This is a genomic window from Rhizobium mulingense (assembly GCF_029194105.1).
Classification (GTDB): domain Bacteria; phylum Pseudomonadota; class Alphaproteobacteria; order Rhizobiales; family Rhizobiaceae; genus Rhizobium; species Rhizobium mulingense.
Window position 1 is genome coordinate 67,526 of record NZ_JARFVE010000015.1, and the last position, 25,232, is coordinate 92,757.

At 61.8% G+C, this 25,232-nt stretch carries 21 protein-coding genes and 2 pseudogenes; 9 read left to right on the forward strand and 14 right to left on the reverse strand.

What is annotated here, in order from left to right:
- Window positions 1-77: 77 nt before the first annotated feature.
- The gene (locus PYR71_RS26960) at window positions 78-428 is read right to left on the reverse strand and encodes a hypothetical protein (RefSeq protein ID WP_009991379.1); all 351 of its coding nucleotides are present in this window, start codon (window positions 426-428) and stop codon (window positions 78-80) included.
- A 436-nt stretch (window positions 429-864) separates the two neighbouring features.
- Between PYR71_RS26960 and ctrA the strand changes: the two genes are divergently transcribed.
- A complete protein-coding gene (gene ctrA, locus PYR71_RS26965; RefSeq protein WP_007533606.1) occupies window positions 865-1,566 on the forward strand; it encodes a response regulator transcription factor CtrA in 702 nt (233 codons plus the stop codon).
- 220 nt (window positions 1,567-1,786) lie between these two features.
- Here the strand turns inward: ctrA and PYR71_RS26970 are convergent, their stop codons facing one another.
- Both PYR71_RS26970 and chpT read right to left on the reverse strand, forming a co-directional pair.
- Window positions 1,787-2,149 carry a response regulator gene (locus PYR71_RS26970; protein ID WP_004675721.1) on the reverse strand — a complete coding sequence of 121 codons (363 nt, stop codon included), beginning with the start codon at window positions 2,147-2,149 and terminating at the stop codon, window positions 1,787-1,789.
- A 120-nt stretch (window positions 2,150-2,269) separates the two neighbouring features.
- Window positions 2,270-2,917, reverse strand: coding sequence for a histidine phosphotransferase ChpT (gene chpT, locus PYR71_RS26975; RefSeq protein WP_275621621.1), 648 nt, complete (start codon window positions 2,915-2,917; stop codon window positions 2,270-2,272).
- 194 nt (window positions 2,918-3,111) lie between these two features.
- Here chpT and PYR71_RS26980 point away from each other — a divergent pair, with 194 nt between their 5' ends.
- Window positions 3,112-3,702: a DUF1134 domain-containing protein gene (locus PYR71_RS26980; RefSeq protein ID WP_064684799.1), complete on the forward strand. Its 591-nt coding sequence runs from the start codon at window positions 3,112-3,114 to the stop codon at window positions 3,700-3,702.
- 216 nt (window positions 3,703-3,918) lie between these two features.
- Window positions 3,919-5,079, forward strand: coding sequence for a coiled-coil domain-containing protein (locus PYR71_RS26985; protein ID WP_275621564.1), 1,161 nt, complete (start codon window positions 3,919-3,921; stop codon window positions 5,077-5,079).
- A gap of 99 nt (window positions 5,080-5,178) precedes the next feature.
- Here the strand turns inward: PYR71_RS26985 and PYR71_RS26990 are convergent, their stop codons facing one another.
- Together PYR71_RS26990 and PYR71_RS26995 are read right to left on the reverse strand one after the other, a co-directional pair.
- Window positions 5,179-6,003, reverse strand: coding sequence for a TrmH family RNA methyltransferase (locus PYR71_RS26990; RefSeq protein ID WP_275621565.1), 825 nt, complete (start codon window positions 6,001-6,003; stop codon window positions 5,179-5,181).
- A gap of 7 nt (window positions 6,004-6,010) precedes the next feature.
- Window positions 6,011-6,400, reverse strand: coding sequence for a hypothetical protein (locus PYR71_RS26995; RefSeq protein ID WP_275621566.1), 390 nt, complete (start codon window positions 6,398-6,400; stop codon window positions 6,011-6,013).
- 41 nt (window positions 6,401-6,441) lie between these two features.
- Here PYR71_RS26995 and PYR71_RS27000 point away from each other — a divergent pair, with 41 nt between their 5' ends.
- Together PYR71_RS27000 and rpoH are read left to right on the forward strand one after the other, a co-directional pair.
- Complete coding sequence (locus PYR71_RS27000) at window positions 6,442-7,467, forward strand: RluA family pseudouridine synthase (protein WP_275621567.1); 1,026 nt, start codon at window positions 6,442-6,444, stop codon at window positions 7,465-7,467.
- A 188-nt stretch (window positions 7,468-7,655) separates the two neighbouring features.
- On the forward strand, window positions 7,656-8,564 hold the full coding sequence (rpoH, locus tag PYR71_RS27005; RefSeq protein WP_012484996.1) for an RNA polymerase sigma factor RpoH: 909 nt from the start codon (window positions 7,656-7,658) through the stop codon (window positions 8,562-8,564).
- A 268-nt stretch (window positions 8,565-8,832) separates the two neighbouring features.
- Here rpoH and PYR71_RS27010 read toward each other — a convergent pair whose 3' ends face one another.
- Together PYR71_RS27010 and PYR71_RS27015 are read right to left on the reverse strand one after the other, a co-directional pair.
- Window positions 8,833-11,310, reverse strand: a complete 2,478-nt coding sequence (locus tag PYR71_RS27010) for a hypothetical protein (protein ID WP_275621568.1) — start codon at window positions 11,308-11,310, stop codon at window positions 8,833-8,835.
- Between the two features lie 61 nt (window positions 11,311-11,371).
- Window positions 11,372-12,670: an adenylosuccinate synthase gene (locus PYR71_RS27015; protein ID WP_097604164.1), complete on the reverse strand. Its 1,299-nt coding sequence runs from the start codon at window positions 12,668-12,670 to the stop codon at window positions 11,372-11,374.
- Between the two features lie 193 nt (window positions 12,671-12,863).
- Between PYR71_RS27015 and PYR71_RS27020 the strand changes: the two genes are divergently transcribed.
- Window positions 12,864-13,781, forward strand: a complete 918-nt coding sequence (locus tag PYR71_RS27020) for a DMT family transporter (RefSeq protein ID WP_275621569.1) — start codon at window positions 12,864-12,866, stop codon at window positions 13,779-13,781.
- Here the strand turns inward: PYR71_RS27020 and PYR71_RS27025 are convergent.
- The 6 genes and pseudogenes from PYR71_RS27025 to PYR71_RS27050 form a co-directional block, all read right to left on the reverse strand.
- A complete protein-coding gene (locus PYR71_RS27025; RefSeq protein ID WP_183911939.1) occupies window positions 13,778-14,626 on the reverse strand; it encodes a GNAT family N-acetyltransferase in 849 nt (282 codons plus the stop codon). The genes PYR71_RS27020 and PYR71_RS27025 overlap by 4 nt on opposite strands.
- A gap of 258 nt (window positions 14,627-14,884) precedes the next feature.
- Window positions 14,885-15,255: pseudogene (locus PYR71_RS27030) on the reverse strand (EAL domain-containing protein); the annotation flags it as partial.
- A 69-nt stretch (window positions 15,256-15,324) separates the two neighbouring features.
- The gene (locus PYR71_RS27035; protein ID WP_275621570.1) at window positions 15,325-17,109 is read right to left on the reverse strand and encodes an IlvD/Edd family dehydratase; all 1,785 of its coding nucleotides are present in this window, start codon (window positions 17,107-17,109) and stop codon (window positions 15,325-15,327) included.
- A 279-nt stretch (window positions 17,110-17,388) separates the two neighbouring features.
- The gene (locus PYR71_RS27040; protein WP_183911935.1) at window positions 17,389-20,589 is read right to left on the reverse strand and encodes an efflux RND transporter permease subunit; all 3,201 of its coding nucleotides are present in this window, start codon (window positions 20,587-20,589) and stop codon (window positions 17,389-17,391) included.
- A 137-nt stretch (window positions 20,590-20,726) separates the two neighbouring features.
- Window positions 20,727-21,917 carry an efflux RND transporter periplasmic adaptor subunit gene (locus PYR71_RS27045; protein WP_275621571.1) on the reverse strand — a complete coding sequence of 397 codons (1,191 nt, stop codon included), beginning with the start codon at window positions 21,915-21,917 and terminating at the stop codon, window positions 20,727-20,729.
- 46 nt (window positions 21,918-21,963) lie between these two features.
- Complete coding sequence (locus PYR71_RS27050; RefSeq protein ID WP_183911931.1) at window positions 21,964-22,779, reverse strand: alpha/beta hydrolase fold domain-containing protein; 816 nt, start codon at window positions 22,777-22,779, stop codon at window positions 21,964-21,966.
- 163 nt (window positions 22,780-22,942) lie between these two features.
- Here PYR71_RS27050 and PYR71_RS27055 point away from each other — a divergent pair, with 163 nt between their 5' ends.
- A complete protein-coding gene (locus PYR71_RS27055; RefSeq protein ID WP_275621572.1) occupies window positions 22,943-23,854 on the forward strand; it encodes a LysR family transcriptional regulator in 912 nt (303 codons plus the stop codon).
- Window positions 23,855-24,084: 230 nt separating this feature from the next.
- Here the strand turns inward: PYR71_RS27055 and PYR71_RS27060 are convergent, their stop codons facing one another.
- Window positions 24,085-24,765 (reverse strand): SDR family oxidoreductase, encoded by a 681-nt coding sequence (locus tag PYR71_RS27060; RefSeq protein WP_323115749.1) that lies wholly within the window; start codon window positions 24,763-24,765, stop codon window positions 24,085-24,087.
- Here PYR71_RS27060 and PYR71_RS27065 point away from each other — a divergent pair.
- Together PYR71_RS27065 and PYR71_RS27070 are read left to right on the forward strand one after the other, a co-directional pair.
- A pseudogene (locus PYR71_RS27065) lies at window positions 24,708-24,839 on the forward strand (LysR family transcriptional regulator); the annotation flags it as partial. The gene PYR71_RS27060 and the pseudogene PYR71_RS27065 sit on opposite strands and share 58 nt — an antisense overlap.
- Before the next feature lie 41 nt (window positions 24,840-24,880).
- Window positions 24,881-25,195: a hypothetical protein gene (locus PYR71_RS27070; protein WP_183911927.1), complete on the forward strand. Its 315-nt coding sequence runs from the start codon at window positions 24,881-24,883 to the stop codon at window positions 25,193-25,195.
- Window positions 25,196-25,232 lie beyond the last annotated feature (37 nt).

Here is a 25,232-nt window from a genome sequence, read left to right on the forward strand (position 1 = left end):
TGGACCAGCGCGCCCATCATACGTGGCTTCTCTGTGGCGATCCCCGGGGCGCCGAAGCCGGCGCCCGTCGTTTTCATTTACGCCCGTGCTCGAGCGCCGCTGTCACGTTCTTCCAGCGCCGACGCCCTTGCATATTCCGCCTGCATTTCCTCAAGCGCCAGTTCCAGCGCCTCTTCCTGCATTTTCAATTCCTTGATTGAAACCTGCAGATTGTCGGCCCGCTGACGCGCGGCCTTGGCGAAGGTCGGATAAGCAAAGTGATTCGGGTCTGATATACCGGACTTCTTTTCCTCGACGACGATCTGGCTCTCCAGATCCTTTGTCATCCGTTCGAATTCGGACATCATCATCTGCAATTGCTGCAATTGACGTCGTTTTTCGTTCACCTGAAACTCTTTCAGGCGAACGAGACTTTCTCGCGACTTCATACGCATTACTCCCGTGATGCGAGACCCCGGCTCAACTTGAAACCGCCCTGCGCGCCGCTTTGACACGGTTTGCTAAAAAATTTCCTGCGATATTAACAAATACCTACCGCTGGTAACCTTTCGTTTACGGGCATCGTTAATGATAGGCCCGATGATTTAAGGGTCGGTAAATGCCGCGGCATGAAGTTCGAACCTTTTCATTGGCGAGTCGGATGAATCACTTAGCGCTATTTCCTAATGTTAAAATTGAGGAAAGCCTTTTTGAGATTCCTATTGGAAAACAGAGAAATGGAAAAATTATTTAATAAATTCGATACTCCTTGCCAGAGTGAATCAGAATTTGTTAACCATTTCGTGGCAGCTTCCAAATCACGTAGCTTGTTCGGTAGCGTGTAGGGGGCCAGACCACCTTTCGGCGGCGGTAAAGGGGATAATTATGCGGGTACTTCTCATCGAGGACGACAGCGCTACGGCGCAGAGCATCGAGTTGATGCTGAAATCAGAGAGTTTTAATGTTTACACCACCGATCTCGGTGAAGAAGGCGTCGATCTGGGCAAGCTGTATGATTACGATATCATCCTTCTCGATCTGAACCTGCCCGACATGTCCGGATATGAAGTGCTCCGCACTCTCCGGCTGTCGAAGGTCAAGACACCGATCCTCATTCTGTCGGGCATGGCCGGCATCGAAGACAAGGTTCGCGGCCTCGGTTTCGGCGCTGACGACTACATGACCAAGCCCTTCCACAAGGACGAGCTCGTCGCCCGCATCCACGCCATCGTCCGCCGCTCTAAGGGCCACGCCCAGTCGGTGATCATGACCGGCGAACTGATCGTCAATCTCGATGCCAAGACCGTCGAAGTCGGCGGCCAGCGCGTCCATCTGACGGGCAAGGAATACCAGATGCTGGAGCTGCTTTCGCTTCGCAAGGGCACCACGCTCACCAAGGAAATGTTCCTCAACCACCTTTACGGTGGCATGGACGAACCGGAACTAAAGATCATCGACGTCTTCATCTGCAAGTTGCGCAAGAAGCTCGCCAACGCCGCCGGCGGCGCCAACTACATCGAAACCGTCTGGGGCCGTGGTTACGTTCTTCGCGAGCCGGATGGCACTGAATATGCGGAAACCGCCTGAGCTTCCGAATCCTCCGATCCCCTTATCGGATGAAGAAATCCCGCCCTACCGGCGGGATTTTTCGTATTTGGGCGGCAATGAGAGTGAGATGGCCTGAGGCCCTGCTCGACCTGGAGTCCCTCATCTCGGTGAGGGAAGGAGAGCCGCAGCATGAGCCAGCGTCCGCACTTTTTTGGCGGAACGCTCCGGAATGGATGATGTCGGCGGAATGCGCCTACAGTCAGGCAGCGATGGCGCGGTTTCCGAAAACGGCGGTCAGGATCTTGCGATCGAAGGGTTTCAGTAGGAAATCCGTGGCGCCGGCCCGTTTGCCTGCCATCAGTTTCTTCAGATCCGCTTCGATGACGCAATAATAGATTTTGACGTCCTTGCCCCCGTCCATGGCGCGGATGGCGGCAATGAGGTCGAGGGCGCCTTCCATGCCGGAATCGACGATCAGATATTCCGGCAGTTCCGCCTGGCAGCGCTGCAGCGCCTCACTGGCATTGGAAGCCTCGCTGACGAGAAAGTCGAGTTCGGAGAGAATGCGCTTGCCGACCTTGCGGACGATGTCCGAATTGTCGGTGATCATGAACCTTTGCATGACTGCTCCTTTGCCCCCGCATTCGTCGCAACAAGAGGCCTCTTACAACCCTGGAGGATAGGTCCATCAGGCTAAGGAATCGTTACCGGACGGGCGCCGACACCCGTCTGGGCACCGAAATCAAGCAGCAGCGACCACCGCCGTGAACACCAATTCATCGGCGCTGGCGCTGTGATCGAGCGTCATTCCGCACTCTTCAGCCAGCAGCACGGCGTAATAGGGCTGTATCGAATGGGCGTCGATTGCCTCCTCGATTGTGCCAGTCGATATTTCAACGAATTTCGGCGGCAAGCGCATCATCTTGCCCTTGGCCGTGAGCGTGAACCTGGCGTCGAATTCGGGATTTTCGAGCGTCACCTCGAGCACGCCGCCGCGTGGAATGGAGGAATAGGCGACGAGGAAGAGGTTGAGCAGCAGCTTGACCCGGTTCTTGGCAACGATGGCGCGCGGCCCGTTCCAGATCACCTCGGTTTTCTTCTCCGCCAGCGCAAAATCCTTGGCGGCTCGCTCGGCCTCACCGGTGTCGATCGAGGCGCCAACGGAGCCGGACGCGCCGAAGGCGAGACGCGCGAATTTCAGCCGGACCGAGGCATTGAGCGCACTGGTGCGGATCAGGTCCATCGCATCGGAATCGGCGCCGCCTTCATCGAGAAGTTCCAGACCGTTGTTGATCGCGCCGACGGGCGAGATGACGTCGTGGCAAACGCGGCTGCAGAGGAGCGCGGCTAGATCCGGGCCGGACAAGGTAAGGTTCGGGTTCTTGGACATCATCGTCTCCTGAGGGGCGGCAATCTCATCGCGCCCGGTAATATGCGTCATCTAAATTGCGCGAAGTTTGCAATCGCATTCGGTGCCATAATGACACCATATTTGGTAAACCGATTGTTAAGATCATCGGCGCAAAATGCAGCAATTGACGCGAGCGGTTGTCCGCTCCTGACCAACGACGAACGGATGACACCATGCGCCCTCGATTTCCGCACCGATTCATCGGCTTCTGCAGGTTGCTCTCGGCCCTCGTCTTCTCCTCGATGATGGTTGCCGGGCCGGCCGCCGCTCAGAACAACAACGGTCAGTATACGATGCAGGAAATCATCGATACCGGCCACTCCTTCTTCGGCTCCGCCAGCGGCGGCCTTGCCAAGGTGGTGGAAAGCGCCTTCCAGAAATACGGCCTGCCGAACGGTTATATTCTCGGACAGGAAGGCGGCGGCGCCTTCATCGCCGGGCTCACCTATGGCGAAGGCCAGCTGAATACCAAGAATGCCGGCGAGCATCCGCTCTACTGGCAGGGGCCCTCCCTCGGCATCGATTACGGCGGACAGGGCTCGCGAGTCATGATGCTCGTCTACGATCTGCCCTCCATCGATGGCATCTATGCCCGCTTCGGCGGCGTCAGCGGCTCTGCCTATGTAATTGCGGGCTTCGGCATGACAGTGCTGAAGAACAACGACGTGCTGGTCGTGCCGATCCGCACCGGCGTCGGCGCCCGACTCGGCGTCAATGTCGGCTACCTCAAGATCACCCAGGCGCCGACCTGGAATCCCTTCTGAAGCCGCAGGACCGTTCGAAACTGCCGCCAACCGCATCGGCGGCCTTGCCCCGATGCGCCATGCGTGCTTAATCATCACGGATGACCCGGAATAGGACGCCGAAAGCGTAATCGGTTTTCGGATGTCAAGTTCCGGCCAACGGAGAACGGGATTAAGACCTTGGCCGACTGGGCTGAAATCCTCTTTTAGTATCAACGTCGAATCGATGGCCCCGCCGTGATCGAATACGCTCTCTTGTTCGGACTGGGCTTCCTGACCGCGGCCTTCCTCGTCTTTCTGATTTCGCCGGCCGTACACCGCCGCATCGTCTGGTATACCGAAAATCGGCTGAAAGCGACGATGCCTTTGAGCCCGCAAGAGGTCCGCGCCCAGAAAGATATGGTGCGCGCCCTTTATGCCGCCGAAAACGCGCGCACCACCCAGGACCTTCTGCGTGAACGCGAAAAATCCCTCTCGCTTCAGCTGCGGCACGATGCCCTTGCCGTCGATGCCGGCAGGCTTGCCGCCGATATCGGTGAATTGCAGGCCCAGATCGGCGAGATGCATGTCGAGGCGGCCGAGCAGCGCTCGCACCTGCGCAAGGACGAGAACTATATCAGCCAGTTGAAGACCAATCTGCATATCGCCGAGCAATCCGCTGCCAACAAGGAGAGCGAACTGGCGGCAATGCGGACGCGGCTGAGCAAGCTCAGCGAACAAACCGACGGGCTGAGGATTGATCTGGCCGCGCGTGAAACAGAGGCGGAAAGCCTGAAATTCCGTGCCAACGCGTTGCGCGACGAGCGCGACACGTTGCGCCAGGACGTCACCCTACTGCAGAAGCGAGCCAAGGATGCCGAGCAGAAACTGACGCAGCAGCAGCATATGGTGATCCGCCTGGAAGACAAGGCCGCGCGTGAGAGCGCATCCGCCGCCGAGAAGGAAACCCTGCTCGCCCGCCGTCAGCAGGAAATCGTCAAGCTGAAGGAGCAGTTGAAAGCCGCCAATGCCGAAATCCGCAGGATCAACCGGGTGCTGCGCGACTCCGGCCTTGCCAAAATGGCGGCGGAATTACCGACCGAACTGACACCCGACGACCCAACCGCGTCCATGCTCGACACCGCTGCGGTAACGGCTGGGATGAGCGAGGATGTCCGCAAGCGCAGCGCCGCCCTTGCCGAACGCCTGCAGAAGGCAAAGTCCGTCGCCGGACGTGATGGTGCGATCCGCGAGGAAATCGCCTCGATCGCCGCCAATATGGTGGCGCTGACCGCACTCAACGAAGGCCCTTCCTCGCCGATCCGCACGCTGCTGGCGGATGCCGGGAGCAAGAACCCGAACGACCGCGTCAGCCTTGCCGACAGGGTGGCTGCCATCATCGCCAATCCGGTGCGTTAAAGCATGTCGCGCAAAAGTGTGCAGCGGTTTTGCGATAACGACATGCGGAAAATATAGACCTAAAGCGGGGGGAGCGAATCTCAAAGATTGCGACGTGCTTCAGATGCGTCCCATGGCCGAGGCCATGGAAAACAACGCGATCCCCGTCGCCGTGGCCGCATTGAGACTATCGAGCTCGTCCGACTGCGGGATGCGCGCGCTCTGAAAGCGGGCCAGCAGCGCCGCCGGCAAGCCCTCGCCCTCCGTGCCGACGACGAGCGCCATGCGTGCCGCAGCCGGAATGGCGCGAATGTCCGTTTTCCCGCGGGGCGAAAGCGTCCAGATGGCAAAACCCCGTTCGGCGAGTGCAAGGAGCAGGTCCAGTCCCTTGCCGCCGCGCCGGTGTGGAACGCCCAGCACCGACCCGACCGAAACACGCAGCGCTTTGCGATAAAGAGGATCACAGGAGGTTTCGTCGAGCAGCACTGCATCTGCCCGGAAGGCGGCTGCATTGCGGAACATCGAGCCGGCATTGTCGTGATTGGAAATGCCGCAGCCGATGAGGACCAGGGCCCGTTCCGGCAGGGCGTCAAGAAGCGCTGCCTCGTCACGCTCCTCCCGCCGACCAAGCGCGAGAACGCCGCGATGCAGATGGAAACCGACTATGCCCTTGAGCGCGTCAGCTTCGGCGACATAGACCGGCACGTCGGCCGGAAACCGCTCCAGGATCGGCAGAATGCCCTCGACGCGATTGCGCAGCAGCAGGATCTTTTCCGCGCGAAAGCCGCGGCCTTGCGCATGCGCCTCGGCGAGCATTCTAAGCACGACGGTACCCTCGGCGATGAAGCGGTTTTCCCGCCCGGTCAGATCGCGCTCGCGAATGTCGCGGAATTCCGCGACGCGCGGATCGTCGGCATTCGCGATGGCGATCGGGGGAGCGGCCATGTCGGCCTCAATTGCCCGTGACGGTCAGGTCAGCGATGGTGCGGCCGGTCCGGAGATCGAAGATCAGCGCCTTGTTCCGGCCTTCGACGGTCTCGCCGTAAAACAGGATCTGCCCCGCCGAAAACGAGGTCGACCGCACCTTGAAACCCAGCGGCAGGGAAACGGTGGCCGCGAGCGGCGCATCCGAGGGCACACCGGAGGCGGAGGCGGAGGCAACGGGAGCCGTGTCCTTCGGCTCGCGCATCGTCTTGTAGACAACCGCACCGAAGACCGCCATAAGGCTCACGAACATGATGGCGCCGGAAACGATCTGCAGGCGGACCATCTTGCGCCGGACACTTTCCATCGCCGGATCAAGGGGCTTCTCTTCCTGGTCGTCCGGCTCGATTGCTGTCATCTGTGTGTCCCGTTCTAAAAATACGTCGGAGAAGAAGCGTCTTGAGCGACCCCTTTAAACAAGCAGTTGGCATTAGAAAAGTCCTGACCGCCGATGAAACCGCGGAAGGCCGGCTTGACGCCTGGCTGACGGCGCAAGTCGGCGAGGATTTTTCCCGCAGCCGCATCAAGGCGCTGATCAAGGACGGCCAGGTTTCCATGCGCGGCGAACCCGTCACCGATCCGCAGCGCAAGGTGCGCGTCGGCGACAGTTTCGAGATCACCCTGCCCGAACCGGAAGACCCGACGCCGCAGGGCGAGGATATCCCGCTCGATATCCTTCATGAGGACGATGACATCATCGTTATATCGAAACCGGCCGGCCTGGTCGTCCATCCCAGCCCCGGCAATTGGACCGGAACGCTGGTCAACGCGCTGATCCATCATTGCGGCGATACGCTCTCCGGCATCGGCGGCGTTCGCCGCCCCGGCATCGTCCACCGTCTCGACAAGGACACGACAGGCGTCATGGTCGTCGCCAAGAACGACATTGCCCATCGCCACCTGTCGCTCCAGTTCGCCGACCACGGCCGCACCATGCCGCTGGAGCGGGCCTATCAGGCCATCGTCTGGGGCCGGCCCCGGTCACTGACAGGCACGGTCGACGCGCCGCTTGGCCGCGCCACTGGCGATCGCACCCGGCGCGCCGTCAAACGCCCCGACAGCCATGACGCCGACGAGGCGATCACCCATTACGAGGTGATCGAGCGCTTTCATGAAACCCCGGACGCGACGGCGCTCGCCTCGCTGGTCGAGTGCCGCCTCGAAACCGGCCGCACCCATCAGATCCGTGTGCACATGGCTCATATCGGCCACCCGCTGCTCGGCGACATCGTCTACGGAGCCGGCTTCAAGACTAAGGCCAATCTGCTGCCCGAAGAAATCCGCAAGGTGGTAAACGGGTTCGACCGCCAGGCGCTGCATGCCTTCATGCTGCAATTCGAGCATCCACGCACCGGCGAACTCATGCATTTCGAAGTACCGCTGCCCGAGGATATGGTAGAACTTGTCGCGGCATTGCGGAGTTAGAAGGGACTGCGGAATTCCGCCTTCCCCGTCTCACACCTGCGTGAGCGGCGCCTTGAACCGCCATTTCGCCATACTTATCTGTATATAGACGTAGTGCGGGCTTGGTAGAAAGCCGCACGTCCCGGTTTGCCTTTTCGACGCGGGGACGCGTTCATCGGGAACCGGAATTCACTTTAGGAGGGTGCACTATGGCCCGAAATACCTTGCCGTCCATTACCGCCGGCGAAGCCGGCCTCAATCGTTATCTCGACGAAATCCGCAAATTCCCGATGCTCGAACCGCAGCAGGAATATATGCTGGCCAAGCGTTATGCCGAGCACGGCGACCGCGACGCCGCCCACAAGCTCGTCACCAGCCATCTGCGCCTCGTTGCGAAGATCGCCATGGGTTATCGCGGCTACGGCCTTCCGATCGGCGAAGTCGTCTCCGAAGGCAATGTCGGCCTGATGCAGGCGGTCAAGAAATTCGATCCGGAGCGCGGCTTTCGCCTCGCGACCTATGCCATGTGGTGGATCAAGGCCTCGATACAGGAATATATCCTGCGGTCGTGGTCGCTGGTGAAGATGGGTACGACCGCAAACCAGAAGCGCCTGTTCTTCAACTTGCGCCGGCTGAAGGGCCGCATTCAGGCGATCGACGACGGCGACTTGAAGCCGGAGCACGTATCGGAAATCGCCACCAAGCTGAACGTCTCGGAGGAGGAGGTCATTTCGATGAACCGCCGCCTCTCCGGCGACGCCTCGCTGAACGCGCCGATCAAGGCGGCCGAAGGCGACAGCGGCCAATGGCAGGACTGGCTTGTGGACGATCACGACAGCCAGGAAGACGTGCTGATCGAGCAGGACGAGCTCGAAACCCGCCGGCGTATGCTGAGCAAGGCGATGAGCGTGCTGAACGAACGCGAGCGCCGCATCTTCGAGGCCCGCCGCCTTGCCGAGGAGCCGGTGACGCTGGAAGACCTGTCAGCCGAATTCGACATCAGCCGCGAACGCGTCCGCCAGATCGAGGTTCGCGCCTTCGAGAAGGTGCAGGACGCTGTCCGCAAGGAAGCCCTGGAACGCGCCAAAGCCGTCCGCGTCGTCGAAGCCACGGCCTGATAGTTGAAGTCTAGAATTGGCAACGCCATCTCCCCGGTGCGGGAGGTGGCGTTTTCGTTTGGGTTGTGCGACCGGCTAGATAGTGATTAGCCCCTGACCCTACCCCTCTCCCCGTAAAAACGGGTAGAGGGGACATGCCCTGCGAGAGGTCAGCGAGGAACGAGATGTGCCAGCTATCCCCCTTCGCCCCGTTTACGGGGAGAAGCTGCCGGCAGGCGGATGGGTGAGCGCGAGCGAAGGGCAAGGAACTCCCTTGCCTGTTACCACCTCACTGGCTGGTCGAGACATCCCCGAGCGCGGTCCATTCCTTGATGGCGGTATTGAAGGCATCCGTTCCCGTGCCGCCCTTGTCCATCGTCAGCAGCGCGCGGCGGCCGTTGCGATAGGTGATCGGGATATCGATCCAGTTGCGGGTCGACATCAGGTCGAGATTGGCCTTGCGCGCATCGGGATAATCGTTGAGCGCGATCATGTGGAAATCGTCGGTGATCTTGGCCGGAACCGCAATCAGCGCGTCGCCGCGATCCTGTTCCGTGCGCTTCATCGAGATGCGCTGGACGCTGTCGATACTGCCACCTTCGAAATTGGGAGGCACCGAGAAGACGATCTCTACAAGATGGCTTGCCGGCAGCGACGGATCGGAGTTGCGTTTGAAGGTGACGAGAGCCGAAAGATTACGCTCGGGAACGGTGATATTGCCCTGGACTGTCGCTTCCTGCCGGCCACCCTGGCCGGCCTCGTGCTGGACGCTCCAGACGACCGTTCCCTCGATCGCCGTCGGCGAGCTTTGGCCGATACGCTCCTCATAGAGGAACATCTTTTCCGACGACCCAACCGGGGCGGCTTGCTGCGGCGATGCCGCGGGACCGTTCGGCGTCAGCGTTTCCGGCCGGGCCGTATCACCTTGGGCGCTGGCAGCCGGCGTATCCGCAGCCGCGACATTCTGCTCGGCCACCGATTTCCCTTCGGCGGTCGGCGTTCCCGGCACAGCCGCCGGGCCGCTGTCGACTTCGCTTCCATCGGAAAGCAGCCGCTGGGTGAATTTCGAATTGGCCGCCGCACCGTCACTGTTCAATGACGCCACTTGCTGGTTCGGCGCTGCCGGTGCCGGCGGCGTATTCTGCGCTTCCGGGGTAGCTGGCTCGGCTGGCGTCGGCGTACTCGGCTGAGCAGGCGTCTCGGGTTCCGCCGGCGTCGTTGCCGCCTCGTTCCTCGTGGACTGCGATGGTGCCGAGCTGACAAGCCCATCGACCATCGCCACCAGCGCCTCTCTGTTCATCCAGCCGGCATAGACGCCGCCCCCGATCAGAATAAGCGCGAAGATCAGGGTGATCACCGTGCCGATGCCGAAGCGGCGCCGCTTCGGCTCCATGCGGAAATTCTTGCCCTGCAGTTTGGCGGCGACGATCTGATCGATATCCATCGCCGGATTGGCGTCGTCATCGTCGGCGGCGACCGAGCCGCGGCGGTCATAGCCACGCAGTGCCTTGGCTTCACGCCATCCCTCGCTCGGCGTCCCGGCAGCAGGCGCCGCCTTGCCATCGTGCACTTCAGCAAAGATATCGACATCATCGAAATGCGAGGAAACCGGCGTCTTCTTGTCGCTGCCGGCCTCGATCGGCGGCAGATCGTCGAAGGCGGCCGTTTCCCAGGAGAAACTTTCCTTGGCAGCCGGCATGACGGCCGCGGGTGCTATCTTTTCGAGGCTCGATATCACCTCTTCGAAGGCGCGCGCCGAGGTGTCGGCGGCGGCCGGAGCGGTTTCCGAATATTGCCGGAGTTCCTCTTCCGCCCATTCGGTCTCGGCATCCTTCGGCGCCGGAGCCGGTGTTTCGGCAGCGGGTTCGGTCCAGACGGGGTCGAAATGCGCCGCCGCATCTGCGTGCAGCGGCTCCTCGCGGCTGTGTTCGACGAATTCCTGCGCACGATCGAAATCGGCGACCGGCTCGACCAGCCGGTTGGATGCATGCTCTATGCCACGCGTGACCGGCTGAAACGATTCGATGGGCTCGTAAGCCGCCTCGGCCTTCGGCTCATGGCTTTCAACGGTCGCCGGTTCGGCCGCGACCTCTTCGGCTTCCGCAAGAGGCTGCTCATCGGCACGATCCTGGTCGGCTTCCGCGTAGCCATGCCCGGCAGGCGGCGGTTCGAAGCCGTCAGCGACCTCACGCGCCTCGGCGGCATGCCATTCCTCGGCCGGCGCCTCCTCCTCATGCGAGGGATGCCAGTATGACTCAATGGGCGCTTCCGCCTCGGCGGATACTGGTGTTTCCGCGAACGCGGGCTCTGCAGGCTGGGGTTCCGCAGGCTCGACGTTCTCGGCCACGACCTCTTCCTGAGCTTCCTGCGGTGCGGCAGCTTCGACGTGATCGGGCTCATCGACGGCCTCTGCCGCCAGCGGTTCTGTAGGGGCTTCATCGACTGGCTCGTCGACGGCCGGCTGTGACACAGGCGGTTCGCTTTCACCGTGAGCCGCGTATTCCTCGACGGGCTCCGGCACAGCGACAGCGTCTGCGGCCTCATCGAGTGACAGCGCCTCGGAGTGTTCAGCCTCCACGTCGCGGATGGCAGCCTCGAGCTTTTCGAGCTGGCGTTGCAGCATGGCTTCCGGCGGACGCGGCTTCATGTTCTCGAGCTGCCGCTGCACTGCGCCGCGAGCACGTTCGTAGACCTTTACCCGCATCTCGGGGGTATTTTCGGCCAGGCCGTCGACGGCCCGCCGAATAACTGCAATAAAATCCGCCATCAGTACTTTCTCAAGAAGTCCGGTACTCTCCCGAACCTATCCTCCGCAGTGACCGGTGACCTTAATCCTCAAACGGATCGGTCACAAGTATGGTGTCGTCCCGCTCCGGGCTGGTGGACAGGAGCGCGACAGGCGCCCCAATCAGCTCTTCGACCTGGCGAACATATTTGATCGCCTGTGCCGGAAGATCTGCCCAACTGCGGGCGCCGACGGTCGATTCCTTCCAGCCCTCCAGCGTGATATATATCGGTTCGACCCTAGCTTGCGCTCCTTGGCTTGCGGGAAGATGATCGATCTGTTCGCCGTCGAGCATATAGCCGACGCAGATCTTCAGTTCCTCGAGGCCGTCGAGCACATCGAGCTTGGTCAGCGCGATGCCGGTGATACCGTTGGTGGCGACCGACTGGCGCACCAGCGCGGCGTCGAACCAGCCGCAGCGGCGCTTCCGCCCTGTCACGACGCCGAACTCATGACCCTTTTGCCCGAGAAACTCTCCGATCTCATCCTTTAGTTCCGTCGGGAACGGGCCTTCGCCCACGCGTGTCGTATAGGCCTTCGTGATGCCGAGGATATAACCCAGTGAACCCGGCCCCATGCCGGAACCGGCCGCCGCCTGGCCAGCCACGGTGTTCGAGGAGGTGACGAAAGGATAGGTGCCGTGGTCGATATCGAGCAGGCTGCCCTGTGCACCTTCGAAGAGGATGCGGGCGCCCTTGCGGCGCTCCTTGTCGAGGAAAAGCCAGACGGTATCGCGGAACGGCAGTACCCGTTCGGCGACCGAGGTCAGTTCGTCCATGATCGTCTGGTGGCTGACTTCAGCAACACCGAGGCCGCGGCGAAGTGCATTGTGATGGGTGAGGATCCGATCGACCTTGCCGGGAAGGCTGTCGAGATCGGCAAGATCCATCACACGGATCGCGCGGCGGCCGACCTTGTCTTCATAGGCCGGACCGATGCCGCGGCGCGTCGTGCCGATCTTGGTGCCGCTGTTGGATGCCGCGTCCTCGCGCATCGCGTCCAGCTCCCGGTGCAGCGACAGGATGAGCGTCGCGTTGTCGGCCACGCGCAGATTGTCGGGGGTGATCGTCACACCCTGGCCGGCGAGCTTTTCGATCTCGGCGATCAGCGCATGCGGGTCGACGACGACGCCGTTGCCGATCACCGCCATCTTGCCCGGACGCACGACGCCGGACGGCAGCAGCGAGAGCTTGTAGCTGGTGCCGTCGATGACGAGTGTATGGCCGGCATTGTGGCCGCCCTGATAGCGCACGACGATATCCGCGCGTTCCGAAAGCCAATCGACAATCTTGCCTTTGCCTTCGTCACCCCATTGCGAACCGACCACGACTACGTTCGTCATCTAACTCTTCCTGTTACCGGCGCGGAACCGCGCACCTGCTCAAACCCGCGCATCTATAAAGCTTTGTTTTTGGGAAAGCGACCCTGTTGTCACAGGCGATTGGGCTTTTTACGTGACAAAACAGCAGTCGGCAGGCTATTTCCCCTGGGAAAACGCCGCTTGTTGATCATCAAAAGACGAGGAAGAAACGCTCTTGCAAGCCACGGCCTATATTTGCCTCGTCATCGCCACCCTCTGCTGGGGCGGCAATTCCGTCGCCGGCAAGCTCGCGGTCGGCCATGTCAGCCCGATGATGCTGACCTTCCTGCGCTGGTTCCTTGCCGTCGCGTTGATCGCCCTGATCTCGGTGCCGCAACTCAAGAAGGACTGGCCGGTCGCCAGAAAAAACCTGCCGCTGCTGCTTTGCTACGGCGCCATCGGCTACACCCTCTTCAACGCGATGCTTTACTCGGCGGTGCAGTATACGACAGCGATCAATGTCGCCATCGAGCAGGCCGGCATTCCCATGCTGATCTTCCTGCTGAATTTCGTCTTTTTCCGCACCGGCATTTCGCTGGCGCAATGCCTCGGTTTCGGAATGACGCTGGTAGGCGTGGCGCTGACAGCGGCGCATGGCGACCTCGCCTCGCTGCTGCAGCTGCAGCTCAATCGGGGCGACGGGCTGATGCTGATCGCGATCGTTGCATATTCGCTCTACACGATCTTCCTGCGCTGGAAACCGCGGGTCGACTGGCGAACGCTGATGGCCTTCCCAGCCTTTGCCGCCATGCTGACATCGCTGCCGCTGCTCCTCTGGGAGGCAGGCCGGGATGCGGCGCAATGGCCCGATCAGGCCGGCTGGGGCATCACTCTCTACACAGCGATCTTCCCCTCGCTGCTGGCGCAGATTCTTTACATCAAGGGCGTCGAGGCAATCGGCGCCAACCGGGCCGGCCTGTTCATCAATCTCGTGCCGGTATTCGGAACCCTGCTCTCCGTCGCCCTGGTTGGCGAGACGCTGCAGTCCTTCCATATGGTCGCGCTGGCCCTGACGCTCGGCGGCATCGCCATCGCCGAAAAAGGTCGTCCGAAAGCTTCGGCTGCAACCGTGTCCGCCTCACCGGTGGATTAGCCAAGCTCCAGCGTCGTCACGCCGAAGACGTGCTTCAATGGCGTGGCTGGCGCTGGCCCGCGATACATGCGCATGGTCTCGAACACCGGCTGAAGGCCCATGCCTTCGGCAAGCGCGATCGCCTCGCGGTTCTCGGCGGGGATATCGATGAAGACTGTTGCCCCTTTCGCCTCCGGGACCAGTTCGGCAAGCAGTGCTGCGGCGCTATCGGAATCATTGGCAAAGAGTGGGCCGATCTTGTAGCCCTCGTAGCAGCGGCGGATCGTGCCGTAGCCACGGATTTTGTGGCTCTTCCGTACGACGGCGGTACGCCGTCCCTTGCGGCCGGTGCACCAGGCGGCAAGGAAAGCTTCCCGCGGCTGCGGAAAGATCGCCGAATCATAACGCTGAAGCCCTTCCAGGCGCGAATCCAGCACCGGATGCGCAACGAGCGTCGAGGCCGGCAGCGTGCTGGCGATACCGCCATAGCGAATGGTGAGATAAGCGGGTTCGAAGCCGGCCCTGCGGTAGTTCTGCTGCTGCGCGGCGACGCCGTCGAGACCGATCGTCCGGCCCTCCGCCGTGGCGATCCCCGCTTCCCAGATCGCCTTGCCATACCCTTTGCCGCGGAAATCGGGGTGGACGATGTATAGCCCGAGAAAGGCAAAGCTGTCGCCATATTTGACGACCGAGATCGAGCCGACGGGGACTTCGCCAATGGCGCCGACGAAAAAGCCCGTCGGATCAGCTTCGAGGAATGCCAGCGAATCGTCGAGGCCGGGATTCCATCCCTCCTGACGCGCCCATTCGAGCACGAGTTCCAATTCGCCGGGCCGCATCGAACGAACGGCAAATTCCGAAGTCATGCGACCTTCCCAGATTTGAATGTCCCGCAAGTCCATCCCGCCAACGGCAAAGCATTTGTCAGATCACCACTCCCTATCGCCGCTGCGAATTATGGAGAAGCCGCGCTGATGGTCTTGACGACGCGTATAATCATTTTCGATGCAATGCAGTAAGCTTTGTTTCCGCATTACCATGAAACAATGCCGTTGCAAGCTCAAGAAAATTACTTGTCGCCCAATTATCGTCCTGCCGGTCGCGAGTAAGCAATTTCACCGACATTAGCCGCCTATCGCTGCCTGGTTTGCCGGCGCGGGATAGCCAAAGAGCCTGCAGGCCGTCGCAGCCGAGCTGCGCCAGCACGGTGGCATGAGCCTCGGTCTCGACGCCGTCGGCGATCACCCAGACATCGAGCGCCTTGGCGATTTCGACGATCGAACTGACCGCGCGACTGAGCGAGGCGTGGCCCGATCCGAAATCGTCGATTTCGATGTTGATGCCCAGCTGTTTGATATCATCGATATGATCGAGCAGCGTGTCGTCGCCTCATCGAGGAAAATCGTCTCGACCAGCTCGAATACGATTGCGCCGGGCGGAATGTCGAGTTTTTCAGCTTGCCGAGCAGCGCCGGGCTCGCAAGGCGCGACACCGAATGTTGAAATCTTCGTTACGGCTTTCCCCTTTTGGATCAACGGACGTGCGATCTGCCGCAGCTTCGCGATCAGTGATTATGCCTCGGTGGTTTTTTCGCGATCTGGCGGAAGTCCGCTGCCCCTTCCAGAACGGCGCCGTCCGCCAGCTGCGTGACGGAACGGCGGTAGATTTGCTGCCACGGCGTCGCATCCGCCGGCACCGGCGGAATGCCCTCGCCTTTGCGCCGTTCGATCTCGGCGTCATCCACCAGCATGTCGCAGCGCCCGTGGTTGAAGTCGATGCGGATCGTGTCGCCGCTGCGAAGCCAGGCGAGGCCGCCGCCGGCAGCGCTCTCCGGCGAAGCGTTGAGGATCGAGGGGCTGTCTGCCGTGCCCGATTGACGGCCGTCGCCAATCGTCGGCAGGCTGCGGATGCCGCGCTTCAGAAGATGGTCGGGCGGCTGCATGTTCACAACCTCGGCCGAACCCGGCCAGCCGAGTGGCCCAGCGCCGCGAATCACGAGGATGGTATTCTCCTCGATGCCGAGCGCGGGATCGTTGATGCGACGATGATAATCTTCCGAGCCGTCGAAGACGACCGCTTTGCCCTCGAAGACGCCTTCTCGCCCCGGCTCCTGGAGATAGCGCCGGCGAAAATCCTCTGAAACCACACTCATTTTCATGATGGCGAAGTCGAAGAGGTTACCCTTGAGGACGAGGAAACCGGCTCGCTCCTTCAGCGGGTCGTCGAACGGCCGGATGACCTCGCGGTCGCCGGCCTCCCGCCCATGCAGGTTCTCGGCCATCGTCCTGCCTGTCACCGTGCGACAGTCGCCGTCGAGTTTACCGGCCTGCAGCAGCTCCCACATGATTGCCGGCGTGCCGCCGGCGCGGTGATAACGCTCACCGAGATAGGCGCCAGCCGGTTGGACATTGGCCAGCAGCGGGATATCGAAGCCATGCACCTGCCAGTCGTCGGGATAGAGTTCGACACCGGCATGCTTGGCCATCGCAGCCAGATGCGGCTGTGCATTGGTCGAGCCGCCGATCGCCGAATTGGTGCGGATCGCATTGAGGAAGGCCGCCCGCGTCAGGATATCCGACGGCTTCAGATCCTCGAAGACGATCTCGACGGCACGCCGTCCGGTGCGGTAGGCCATCTGCCCCCGCTCGCGGTAGGCGGCCGGAATGGCGCCGCACCCGGTCAGCGACAGGCCGAGTGCTTCCGCCAGCGCGTTCATCGTCGAAGCAGTGCCCATTGTATTGCAGTGGCCGACCGAAGGAGCCGAGTCGAGCGCTGCCTGCAGGAATTCCTCTCGGTCGATTTCGCCGGCCGCATATTTCCGCCGCATCCGCCAGATCACCGTGCCGGAACCCGCCAGTTCCCCCTCGTGCCAGCCGTCCAGCATCGGCCCGCCGGAGAGCACGATCGCCGGAATATCGACCGTCGAGGCCGCCATGATCGCCGAAGGCGTGGTCTTGTCGCAGCCGGTGGTCAGCACCACGCCGTCGAGCGGATAGCCATAGAGGATTTCGACGAGGCCGAGATAGGCGAGATTGCGGTCGAGCGCGGCCGTCGGGCGTTTGCAGTTCTCGAAGATCGGATGCGTGGGAAATTCGATCGGAATGCCGCCGGCATCGCGAATGCCGTCGCGCACGCGATTGGCGAGTTCGATATGCACCCGATTGCAGGGTGTAAGGTCGCTGCCGCTCTGGGCAATCCCGATGATCGGCCTGCCGGAACGCAGCTCCTCCGGCGTGATGCCATAATTCATGAAACGCTCGAGATAGAGCGCCGCCATGTCGATGTGATCGGGATTGTCGAACCAATCCTGCGAACGCAGGCGGCGTTTTTTCGTCTGGCTGTCCGTCATTACCATCCTCCCGATCGGGCATACGTCTCTTCGAAGTCGAGAAGCCTGGGCTTCAGCCCATCCCATCATCTCCCGCTAGCGCTCCGGCCTTGCCCGCATTGCGTATAGGTAACGCCCGCGCCGATCCTCCGAGCTGCTATCCGTCTTTGATAGTCCCCTCGCCCATGGTTGCAACCGTTTTGATGAACGTAACGCATTTTTGTCGGGTCTCCGAAAACGATACGGGCGAGAACCGCAGTTCCCGCCCGATTTACTCGACAAAGGAAGGTTGAATTCCGTTTATTCGGCCGCGAGCCGGATGACCTCGGCCTCTTCCTCCTTGTGCTCGTCCGGCTTGTGCTGGACCAGCGGGCGGTTGCCCGTCATCCGGCGCAGCAGCACGTAGAACACCGGCGTCATGAAGATGCCGAAGAAGGTCACGCCGATCATGCCGGAGAAGACCGCGACACCCATGGCGGCACGCATTTCCGCACCGGCGCCGGTCGAGACGACGAGCGGCACGACGCCCATGATGAAGGCCATGGAGGTCATGAGGATCGGGCGAAGACGCAGCCGGCTGGCCTCGACAGCAGCTTCCCGTGGCGTCCTGCCTTCGAACTCCAGTTCACGGGCGAACTCGACGATGAGGATCGCGTTCTTCGCCGATAGACCGACAAGGACGACCAGGCCGATCTGGGTGAAGATGTTGTTGTCCCCCCCGGTGAGCCAGACGCCCGTCAACGCGGCCAGCACACCCATCGGCACGATCATGATGATCGCAAGCGGGAGCGTCAGGCTTTCATATTGGGCGGCCAGCACCAGGAAGACGAGCAGCAGTGCCAGGGGGAAGACAACGACGCTCGAATTGCCGGCGAGGATCTGCTGATAGGTCAGATCCGTCCATTCGAAGTCGATGCCGGCAGGCAGGGTCTCGCGAAGGATCTTCTCGATTGCCGCCTGGGCCTGGCCGGATGAGAAGCCCGGCGCCGGACCGCCGTTGATGTCGGCGGCAAGGAAGCCGTTGTAGCGGTTGGCGCGCTCCGGACCGGTGCTCGGCTCGACCTTCAGCAGCGCCGAAAGCGGGATCATTTCGCCCGATGCCGAACGGACCTTTAATTGGCCGATATCTTCCGGCTGGGCGCGGAATTTGGCATCGGCCTGCACGCGGACGCTGTAGGTGCGGCCGAAAGCATTGAAGTCGTTCACATAGAGCGAACCGAGATAGATCTGCAGCGTCTGAAACACATCGGTGACGGAAACTCCGAGCTGCTCGGCCTTGGCGCGGTCGAGATCGGCATAGAGTTGCGGCACGTTGATCTGGAAGCTGGAGAACAGCCCGGCAAGCTCAGGCGTCTGGTAGGCCTTGGCGAGCACCGCCTTGGTCGCCTCGTCGAGTGCCTGGTTGCCCAAGCCGGCGCGATCCTCGATCTGCAGCTTGAAACCGCCCGTCGTGCCGAGACCGTTGACCGGCGGCGGCGGGAACATGGCGATGAAGGCATCCTGGATGGCACCGAACTTCTGGTTCAGCGCCATGGCGATGGCGCCGCCCGAGAGATCAGGCGTCTTGCGCTCCTCGAAGTCCTTGAGCGTCACGAAGACGATGCCGGCATTCGACGAGTTGGTGAAGCCGTTGATCGACAGGCCCGGGAAGGCGATTGCGTTGGCGACGCCGGGCTGGGCGAGCGCGATATCCGTCATGCGCTTGATGACGTCTTCCGTCCGGTCGAGGCTGGCGGCATCCGGCAGCTGAGCGAAGCCGATCAGATACTGCTTGTCCTGCGAGGGCACGAAGCCGCCGGGAACCGTCGTGAACATGCTGTAGGTCGCGCCGACCAGCGCCAGATAGACCACCATTACGATGCTCTTGCGCGACACCAGCCCGCCCACACCCTTGCCGTAGGCGTTCGAGCCGGCGCCGAATACACGGTTGAAGCCGCGGAAGAACCAGCCGAAGATGGCGTCCATGAACCGCGTCAGCCAATCCTTCGGTGCGTGGTGACCCTTCAAGAGAAGAGCTGCGAGCGCCGGAGACAGGGTCAGCGAGTTGAAGGCCGAGATGACGGTCGAGATGGCGATCGTCAGCGCGAACTGGCGATAGAACTGTCCCGACAGACCGGAAATGAATGCGAGCGGCACGAAAACCGCGACGAGCACCAGCGCGATCGCGATGATCGGGCCTGAGACTTCCTTCATCGCCTTGTAGGTGGCCGCTCTCGGCGACAGGCCCTGCTCGATGTTGCGCTCGACGTTTTCGACCACGACGATGGCGTCGTCGACGACGATACCGATTGCGAGCACCAGACCGAACAGGCTGAGCGCGTTGATCGAGAAGCCGAAGACATACATGACCGCGAAGGTGCCGATGATCGAGACCGGAACCGCAATCAGCGGAATGATCGAGGCGCGCCATGTCTGCAGGAACAGGATGACGACAAGGACGACGAGTGCCACGGCTTCAAGCAGCGTGTCGATAACCTTCTCGATCGAGGAGCGCACGAATTTCGTCGTATCGTAGACAATCTCGTACTTCACGCCCTCGGGCATGGCCAGTTGCAGTTGATCCATGGTCGCGCGCACATTGTCGGCGATCTCGATGGCGTTGGAACCGGGCGCCTGGAGCACGGCAACGGCGACCGCCGGCTTGCCGTCGAGCAGCGAACGCAGCGTGTAATCGGCAGCGCCGAGTTCGATGCGGGCAACGTCGCGAAGGCGGGTGATCTCGCCATTGGCGCCGGTCTTGACGATTATGTTGCCGAACTCCTCGGGCGTGCGCAGGCGGCCCTGCGCATTCACGTTGAGCTGCAGGTCAACGCCCGGCTTGCTCGGAGAGGCACCGATGATGCCGGCAGCCGCCTGGACGTTCTGCGAACTGATGGCGTTGCTGATGTCGCTCGCAGCGAGATCATGCTCGGCCGCCTTCTGCGGATCGACCCAAACGCGCATCGAGTAATCGCCAGCGCCGAAGACCTGCACCTGGCCGACGCCCGGGATACGGGCAAGCCGGTCCTTGATGTTGAGGGTCGCGTAGTTACGAAGATAGGTGATGTCGTGACTGTCGCCGTCGGAGACGAGATTGACGACCATGATGAAGTCTGGCGAGCTCTTGACGGTGGTGATGCCCAGCGCGCGGACTTCCGCCGGCAGGCGCGGCTCAGCTTGCGAGACCCGGTTCTGCACGAGCTGCTGCGCCTTGTCGGGGTCGGTGCCGAGCTTGAAGGTGACGGTGACATTAAGCACGCCGTCCGACGTCGCCTGGCTCGACATGTAGAGCATGTCCTCGACGCCGTTGATCTGCTCCTCGAGCGGTGTCGCCACCGTTTCGGCAATGACGCTCGGATTGGCGCCGGGATAGGTGGCGCGCACGACGACCGACGGCGGCACGACGTTGGGATATTCGGAAATCGGCAGCGCCCTGAGGCCGATCAGGCCGGCAACCACGATGAGGACCGAAAGAACGCCGGCAAAAACCGGGCGGTCGACAAAGAATCTGGAGATGTTCATATCAAAGCCCTCTCCGGGGTGAACATGGATGCAAAGTGCCTCTCCGGCGGCTTGGGAACCACCGGCGGGTCATATCAATTCGAGCATAGGCCTCCCCGGGCGAGGCATAGCCTTGCCCCGCCGGGGAAAGCGAAGTCTTACTGAGCGGTCGCGACCTTCTCTTCGATCTGCGGCACGACGACGGCCCCCGGACGGATGCGCTGCAGGCCGTTGACGACGATCTTCTCGCCCGCGTTCAGGCCGCTTTCGACCACCCGCTGACCGTCAGACAGCGTGCCGAGCTGCACCTGCCGATAGGCCACCTTGTTCTCGCCGTCGACGACGAAGACGAACTTCTTGTCCTGGTCGGTGCCGACGGCACGATCGCTGATGACGATCTTGTTCTCCGCCTTCGGCTGGCCCATGCGCACCCGCACGAACTGGCCGGGGATCAGGCGCCCGCCCGGATTGTCGAAGACTGCGCGCACGCCGATCGTGCCGCTTGATGCATCGACCTCATTGTCGATCAGCTGCAGCTTGCCTTTGATCGGTGTGCCGCTGTCGGCCAGCGTGCCGACCTCGACGGGGATCTGTTCGACCGGCGGCAAGGCGCTGTCCGTCTGCGGCAGTTGGGCAAGGGCACGCGTCACCATCTCTTCGCTGGCATTGAAGCTCGCATAGATCGGATCGACCGAAACGAGCGTCGTCAGCGCCGGCGAAGCCGAGCCGGCCGCAACCAGGTTACCCGCGGTCACCTCGATCTTGCCGATACGGCCGGACACCGGCGCCCGCACCTCAGTATAATCGAGATCGAGCTGGGCCGACTGCAATGCGGCCTGCGCCGAACGCAGTCCTGCCTGCGCCTCGGCCAGCGCGCTTTGGCGTTGATCGAGATCGCTCTGGGAGATCGTGCGGTTGTCGGAAAGCCTGCGGCCGCGATCGAGCTCGGTCTGCGCCAGGCTGACCTTCGCTTCGGCCGAAGCGACCTGGCCCTGCGCCTGCGCCACGCTCGCCTGATAGGGAGCCGGATCGATGGTGAACAGCAGGTCGCCCTGCTTGACCAGCGCACCTTCGCGGAACGCCACCGACAGGATGGCGCCGGCGACGCGGGAACGAACCTGGACACGGTCGACGGCTTCGAGGCGGCCGGAGAAACTCTCCCAAGCCGTCACATCGCGCGCCGCGACGACGGCAACCGTCACCGGCACGGCGGGAGGCTGCGCCGGGGCGGAAGCGGCCGTGGCGGTCGTGCTCATCGGCAGTTCGAAAAACAATGCAGCGCCGGAAACCGACGCAATAAGGCCTATGCCGGCGCCCACCAGGGCCCAGCGCTTGTTTCTGGACGTCATCGGTACTCTCCTTGCGGCCCCAAGCCGCCGAAATATCAGATCTTCTTCAATGCAATTGCGGTTGGACGCTTACGTCCTGAAGGAAATCTCCGAAATGGCGGCTGACGTGTTCCTGCCAATCGGGCACTTCCCCGGATTTCCCACCATAAATCGAGGGCCAGCCCGTCCCGGCGGGAATGACATGCTGGCGCACACCGACACCCGCCTTCTTCAGGCGGGCACCGTAACCAATTGTTTCGTCGTGCAGAGGATCGTCCTCGGCGGTGAAGATCAGCGCCGGCGCGACGCCCGCAAGACGCGAACAGAGGCAAGGCGCCGCGTAAGGGTGGCAGCCGCCGCCGCTCAAGTAATGGCTCCAGCCCTCTGTCCAGCGCTGCCGCATGCCAATGGCCTCCGCTCTGCGGATAGAGGATGTGCCCATGAAGGGATCAAGCAGCGGCGAAATCAGAATCTGCCCATCGAGTGCGTCGGGCAGTTGGTCGCGCGCCTTCAGCGCCACACCGGCGGCGACATTGCCGCCGGCCTCTTCGCCGGCGACGAAGAGCAGCGACTTGCGGTCGCCGAGACCGGCAGCGCGCTTGTTGGCGAGATAGGTAAAAACCGAGAAGGAAACTTCCAGCGCCTTCGGAAACAGGTTCCCGGATAGGCTGCTGTAATCGACGGCGGCGACGATGGCGCCAGCCTTGGCAAGGCTGATCGCCACCGGTCGGTCGACATTCGTCTCGCTGTCGAGAAACGCTCCACCATGCAGATAAAGCACGATCGGCGGACCTTTGCCATAATCGGCGCCTTGGTAGATGCGTGCGGAAACGGGGCCGATGGCCACCTTATCCAGCATCATATCTTTCCATTCCACCGTCATGATTGCCGTCTCTTTGTGCATCGCGACAAACAGAAAACGCCGTCGCTTGCATTTTGCATAAAAAAGATATTGTTATTCAGAACAGGGAATAAGAAGCGATATCGCGATTACACTGTTCCGATTCTCGAATAATGGTGCAACGCAAACTGCGGACTTGAAACCGATGGATCAACTTTCGGCAATGCGCGTCTTCATCCGCGTGGTGGAGACGGGCAATTTCACCCGCGCCGCCGACATGCTCGCTATGCCGAAGGCGACGGTGACCAATCTCATCCAGGGCCTGGAAGCGCATCTGCGCACCAAGCTTCTGAACCGTACCACGCGACGGGTCATGGTGACCACGGACGGCGCGCTTTATTACGAACGCGCCGCCCAGCTTATCTCCGAACTGGAGGAACTCGACGGCAGCCTCTCCAACTCGCAGAGCCTGCCGAGCGGGCGGCTGCGCGTCGAAATGAGCGGCGCCTTTGCTGACGCAATCGTCGTCCCGGCTCTTTGCGACTTTTATCAGCGTTATCCGGATATCCGTCTGGACCTCGGCGTCAGCGACCGCACGGTGGATTATCTGGTCGAAAATGTCGATTGCGCGTTGCGGGCCGGCACGCCTACCGACCAGTCGCTCATCGCCCGGCGCGTGTCGGAGATGGAACTCATCACCTGTGCTTCGCCAAGTTACATCCAGAAATTCGGCATGCCCGAACGCCCTGAGGATCTGGAGGCCGCACATTTTTCGGTGAACTATTTCCGCGCTCAGAACAACCGGACGCTGCCCTTCGAATTTCGCAGGGACAACGAGACGATTGAAACCAACCCGCGCTATATCGCCTCCGTCAACGACAGCCGCACCTATCTGACAGCAGCGCTGACGGGGCTCGGTGTCGCGCAGGTACCGACCTTCATGGCGCGCGAGCCGATGCGGCGGGGCGAACTCGTCCGCGTGCTGCCGGAATGGCGCCGCGATCCGATCCCGCTATATGTGGTCTATCCGCCGAATCGCCACCTCAGCAACAAGGTCCGCGTCTTCGTCGACTGGCTGGTGAAGCTTCTGGTCGAGGCCAAGCTGAACGACTATTGAGCGGCAAAACAGATACGGCCCGGAAGGAGGGGAACCTTCGACGGGCGGCAATATTTTGAACATCGGACCTGTCGCGCCGCAGAGCGGGCGCGGCAGGCTCTGGAGGTTCGTAAGAGAGCGTCAGGGAACTCCACTCTCTCGCGATAAAGCAGTTATAGGCACTCCCCATAAGATTGTAAGAGGGAAAGCCTACAAGCGCCGATCACATAATCGCGATGAGCTCGCTTTCGTCAGATCATGCCGCCATTGGCGCGCAGCGTCTGGCCGTTGATCCAGCCGCCGTCCGGGCCGGCGAGGAAGGCGACCGCCGACGCGATGTCCTCGGGCGTACCGAGGCGCTCCAGCGGGTTCATCTTCGCCATGCGGGCGACGAGTTCCTCTGATTTGTCGTTGAGGAAAAGATCGGTGGCGACAGGACCGGGCGCAATGGCATTGACGGTGATATTGCGGCCGCGCATTTCCTTGGCCATGATCGCCGTCAGCGTTTCGACGGCCGCTTTGGTCGCGGCGTAGACGCTGTAGGTTTCAAGCGTCAAGCCGACGATCGAGGTCGAGAAGTTAATGACCCGGCCGCCGTGGCGCAAGCGCCTGGCCGCTTCCCTCAACGTGTTGAAGGTGCCCCTGAGATTGACGCCGATCTGGCGGTCGAAGTTTTCGTCGTCAGTTTGAGCGAGCGAGGAGAGCATCATGATGCCGGCATTGTTGACGAGCACGTCGATGCCACCGAAAGCGGCTTCCGCGGCATCGAACATGCGGCGCACGGCGCCCGCATTGCTGACATCGGCTTTCGCGGTCAGCGCCTTGCCGCCGGCCAGCTCGATCTCCCGGGCCAGTTCTTCGGCCGGGGTGGCATTTTCCGCTGACGCCGACGCCGGTATCCCTGCTCTATCCCCGCAACCGCCAGCTTTCACCGCGCGTGCGCGTCTTCATCGACTGGCTGGTGAAGGTCTTCGCTCGACAAAATCCGGAAAGCGCGCATCATTAAGGCGCGCCTTGCGCATGTAAGCGCTTTTTTCGGGGGAGGCCATGGCACTCAGCGACATCACTGTCTACCAGACGGAAGACGGCTTCGTCATCGAATTCGGCGGCGAGGGCGAAGACAGCATTGCCGTGACGTTGCGCAGCAGGCCAGAGCTAACCTCGGAAAATGCCGTCTCGCGCGCCAAGGCCCTGCTTGCGACAGCCATCGAACCCACCCATGGCGACGGCCCGCGCAGCAAGGATGCCGCCCTGCTTGAAGAAGAACTGGAAGAGGGGCTCGAAGATTCTTTTCCGGCAAGCGACCCGGTTTCGGTGACGGTCTCCTCGATCCCAATGCGCGATCCGAATGCCGGCCGGTAACACCTGCTTGTCACGTCAAACGCTTTTAGGGTGACGC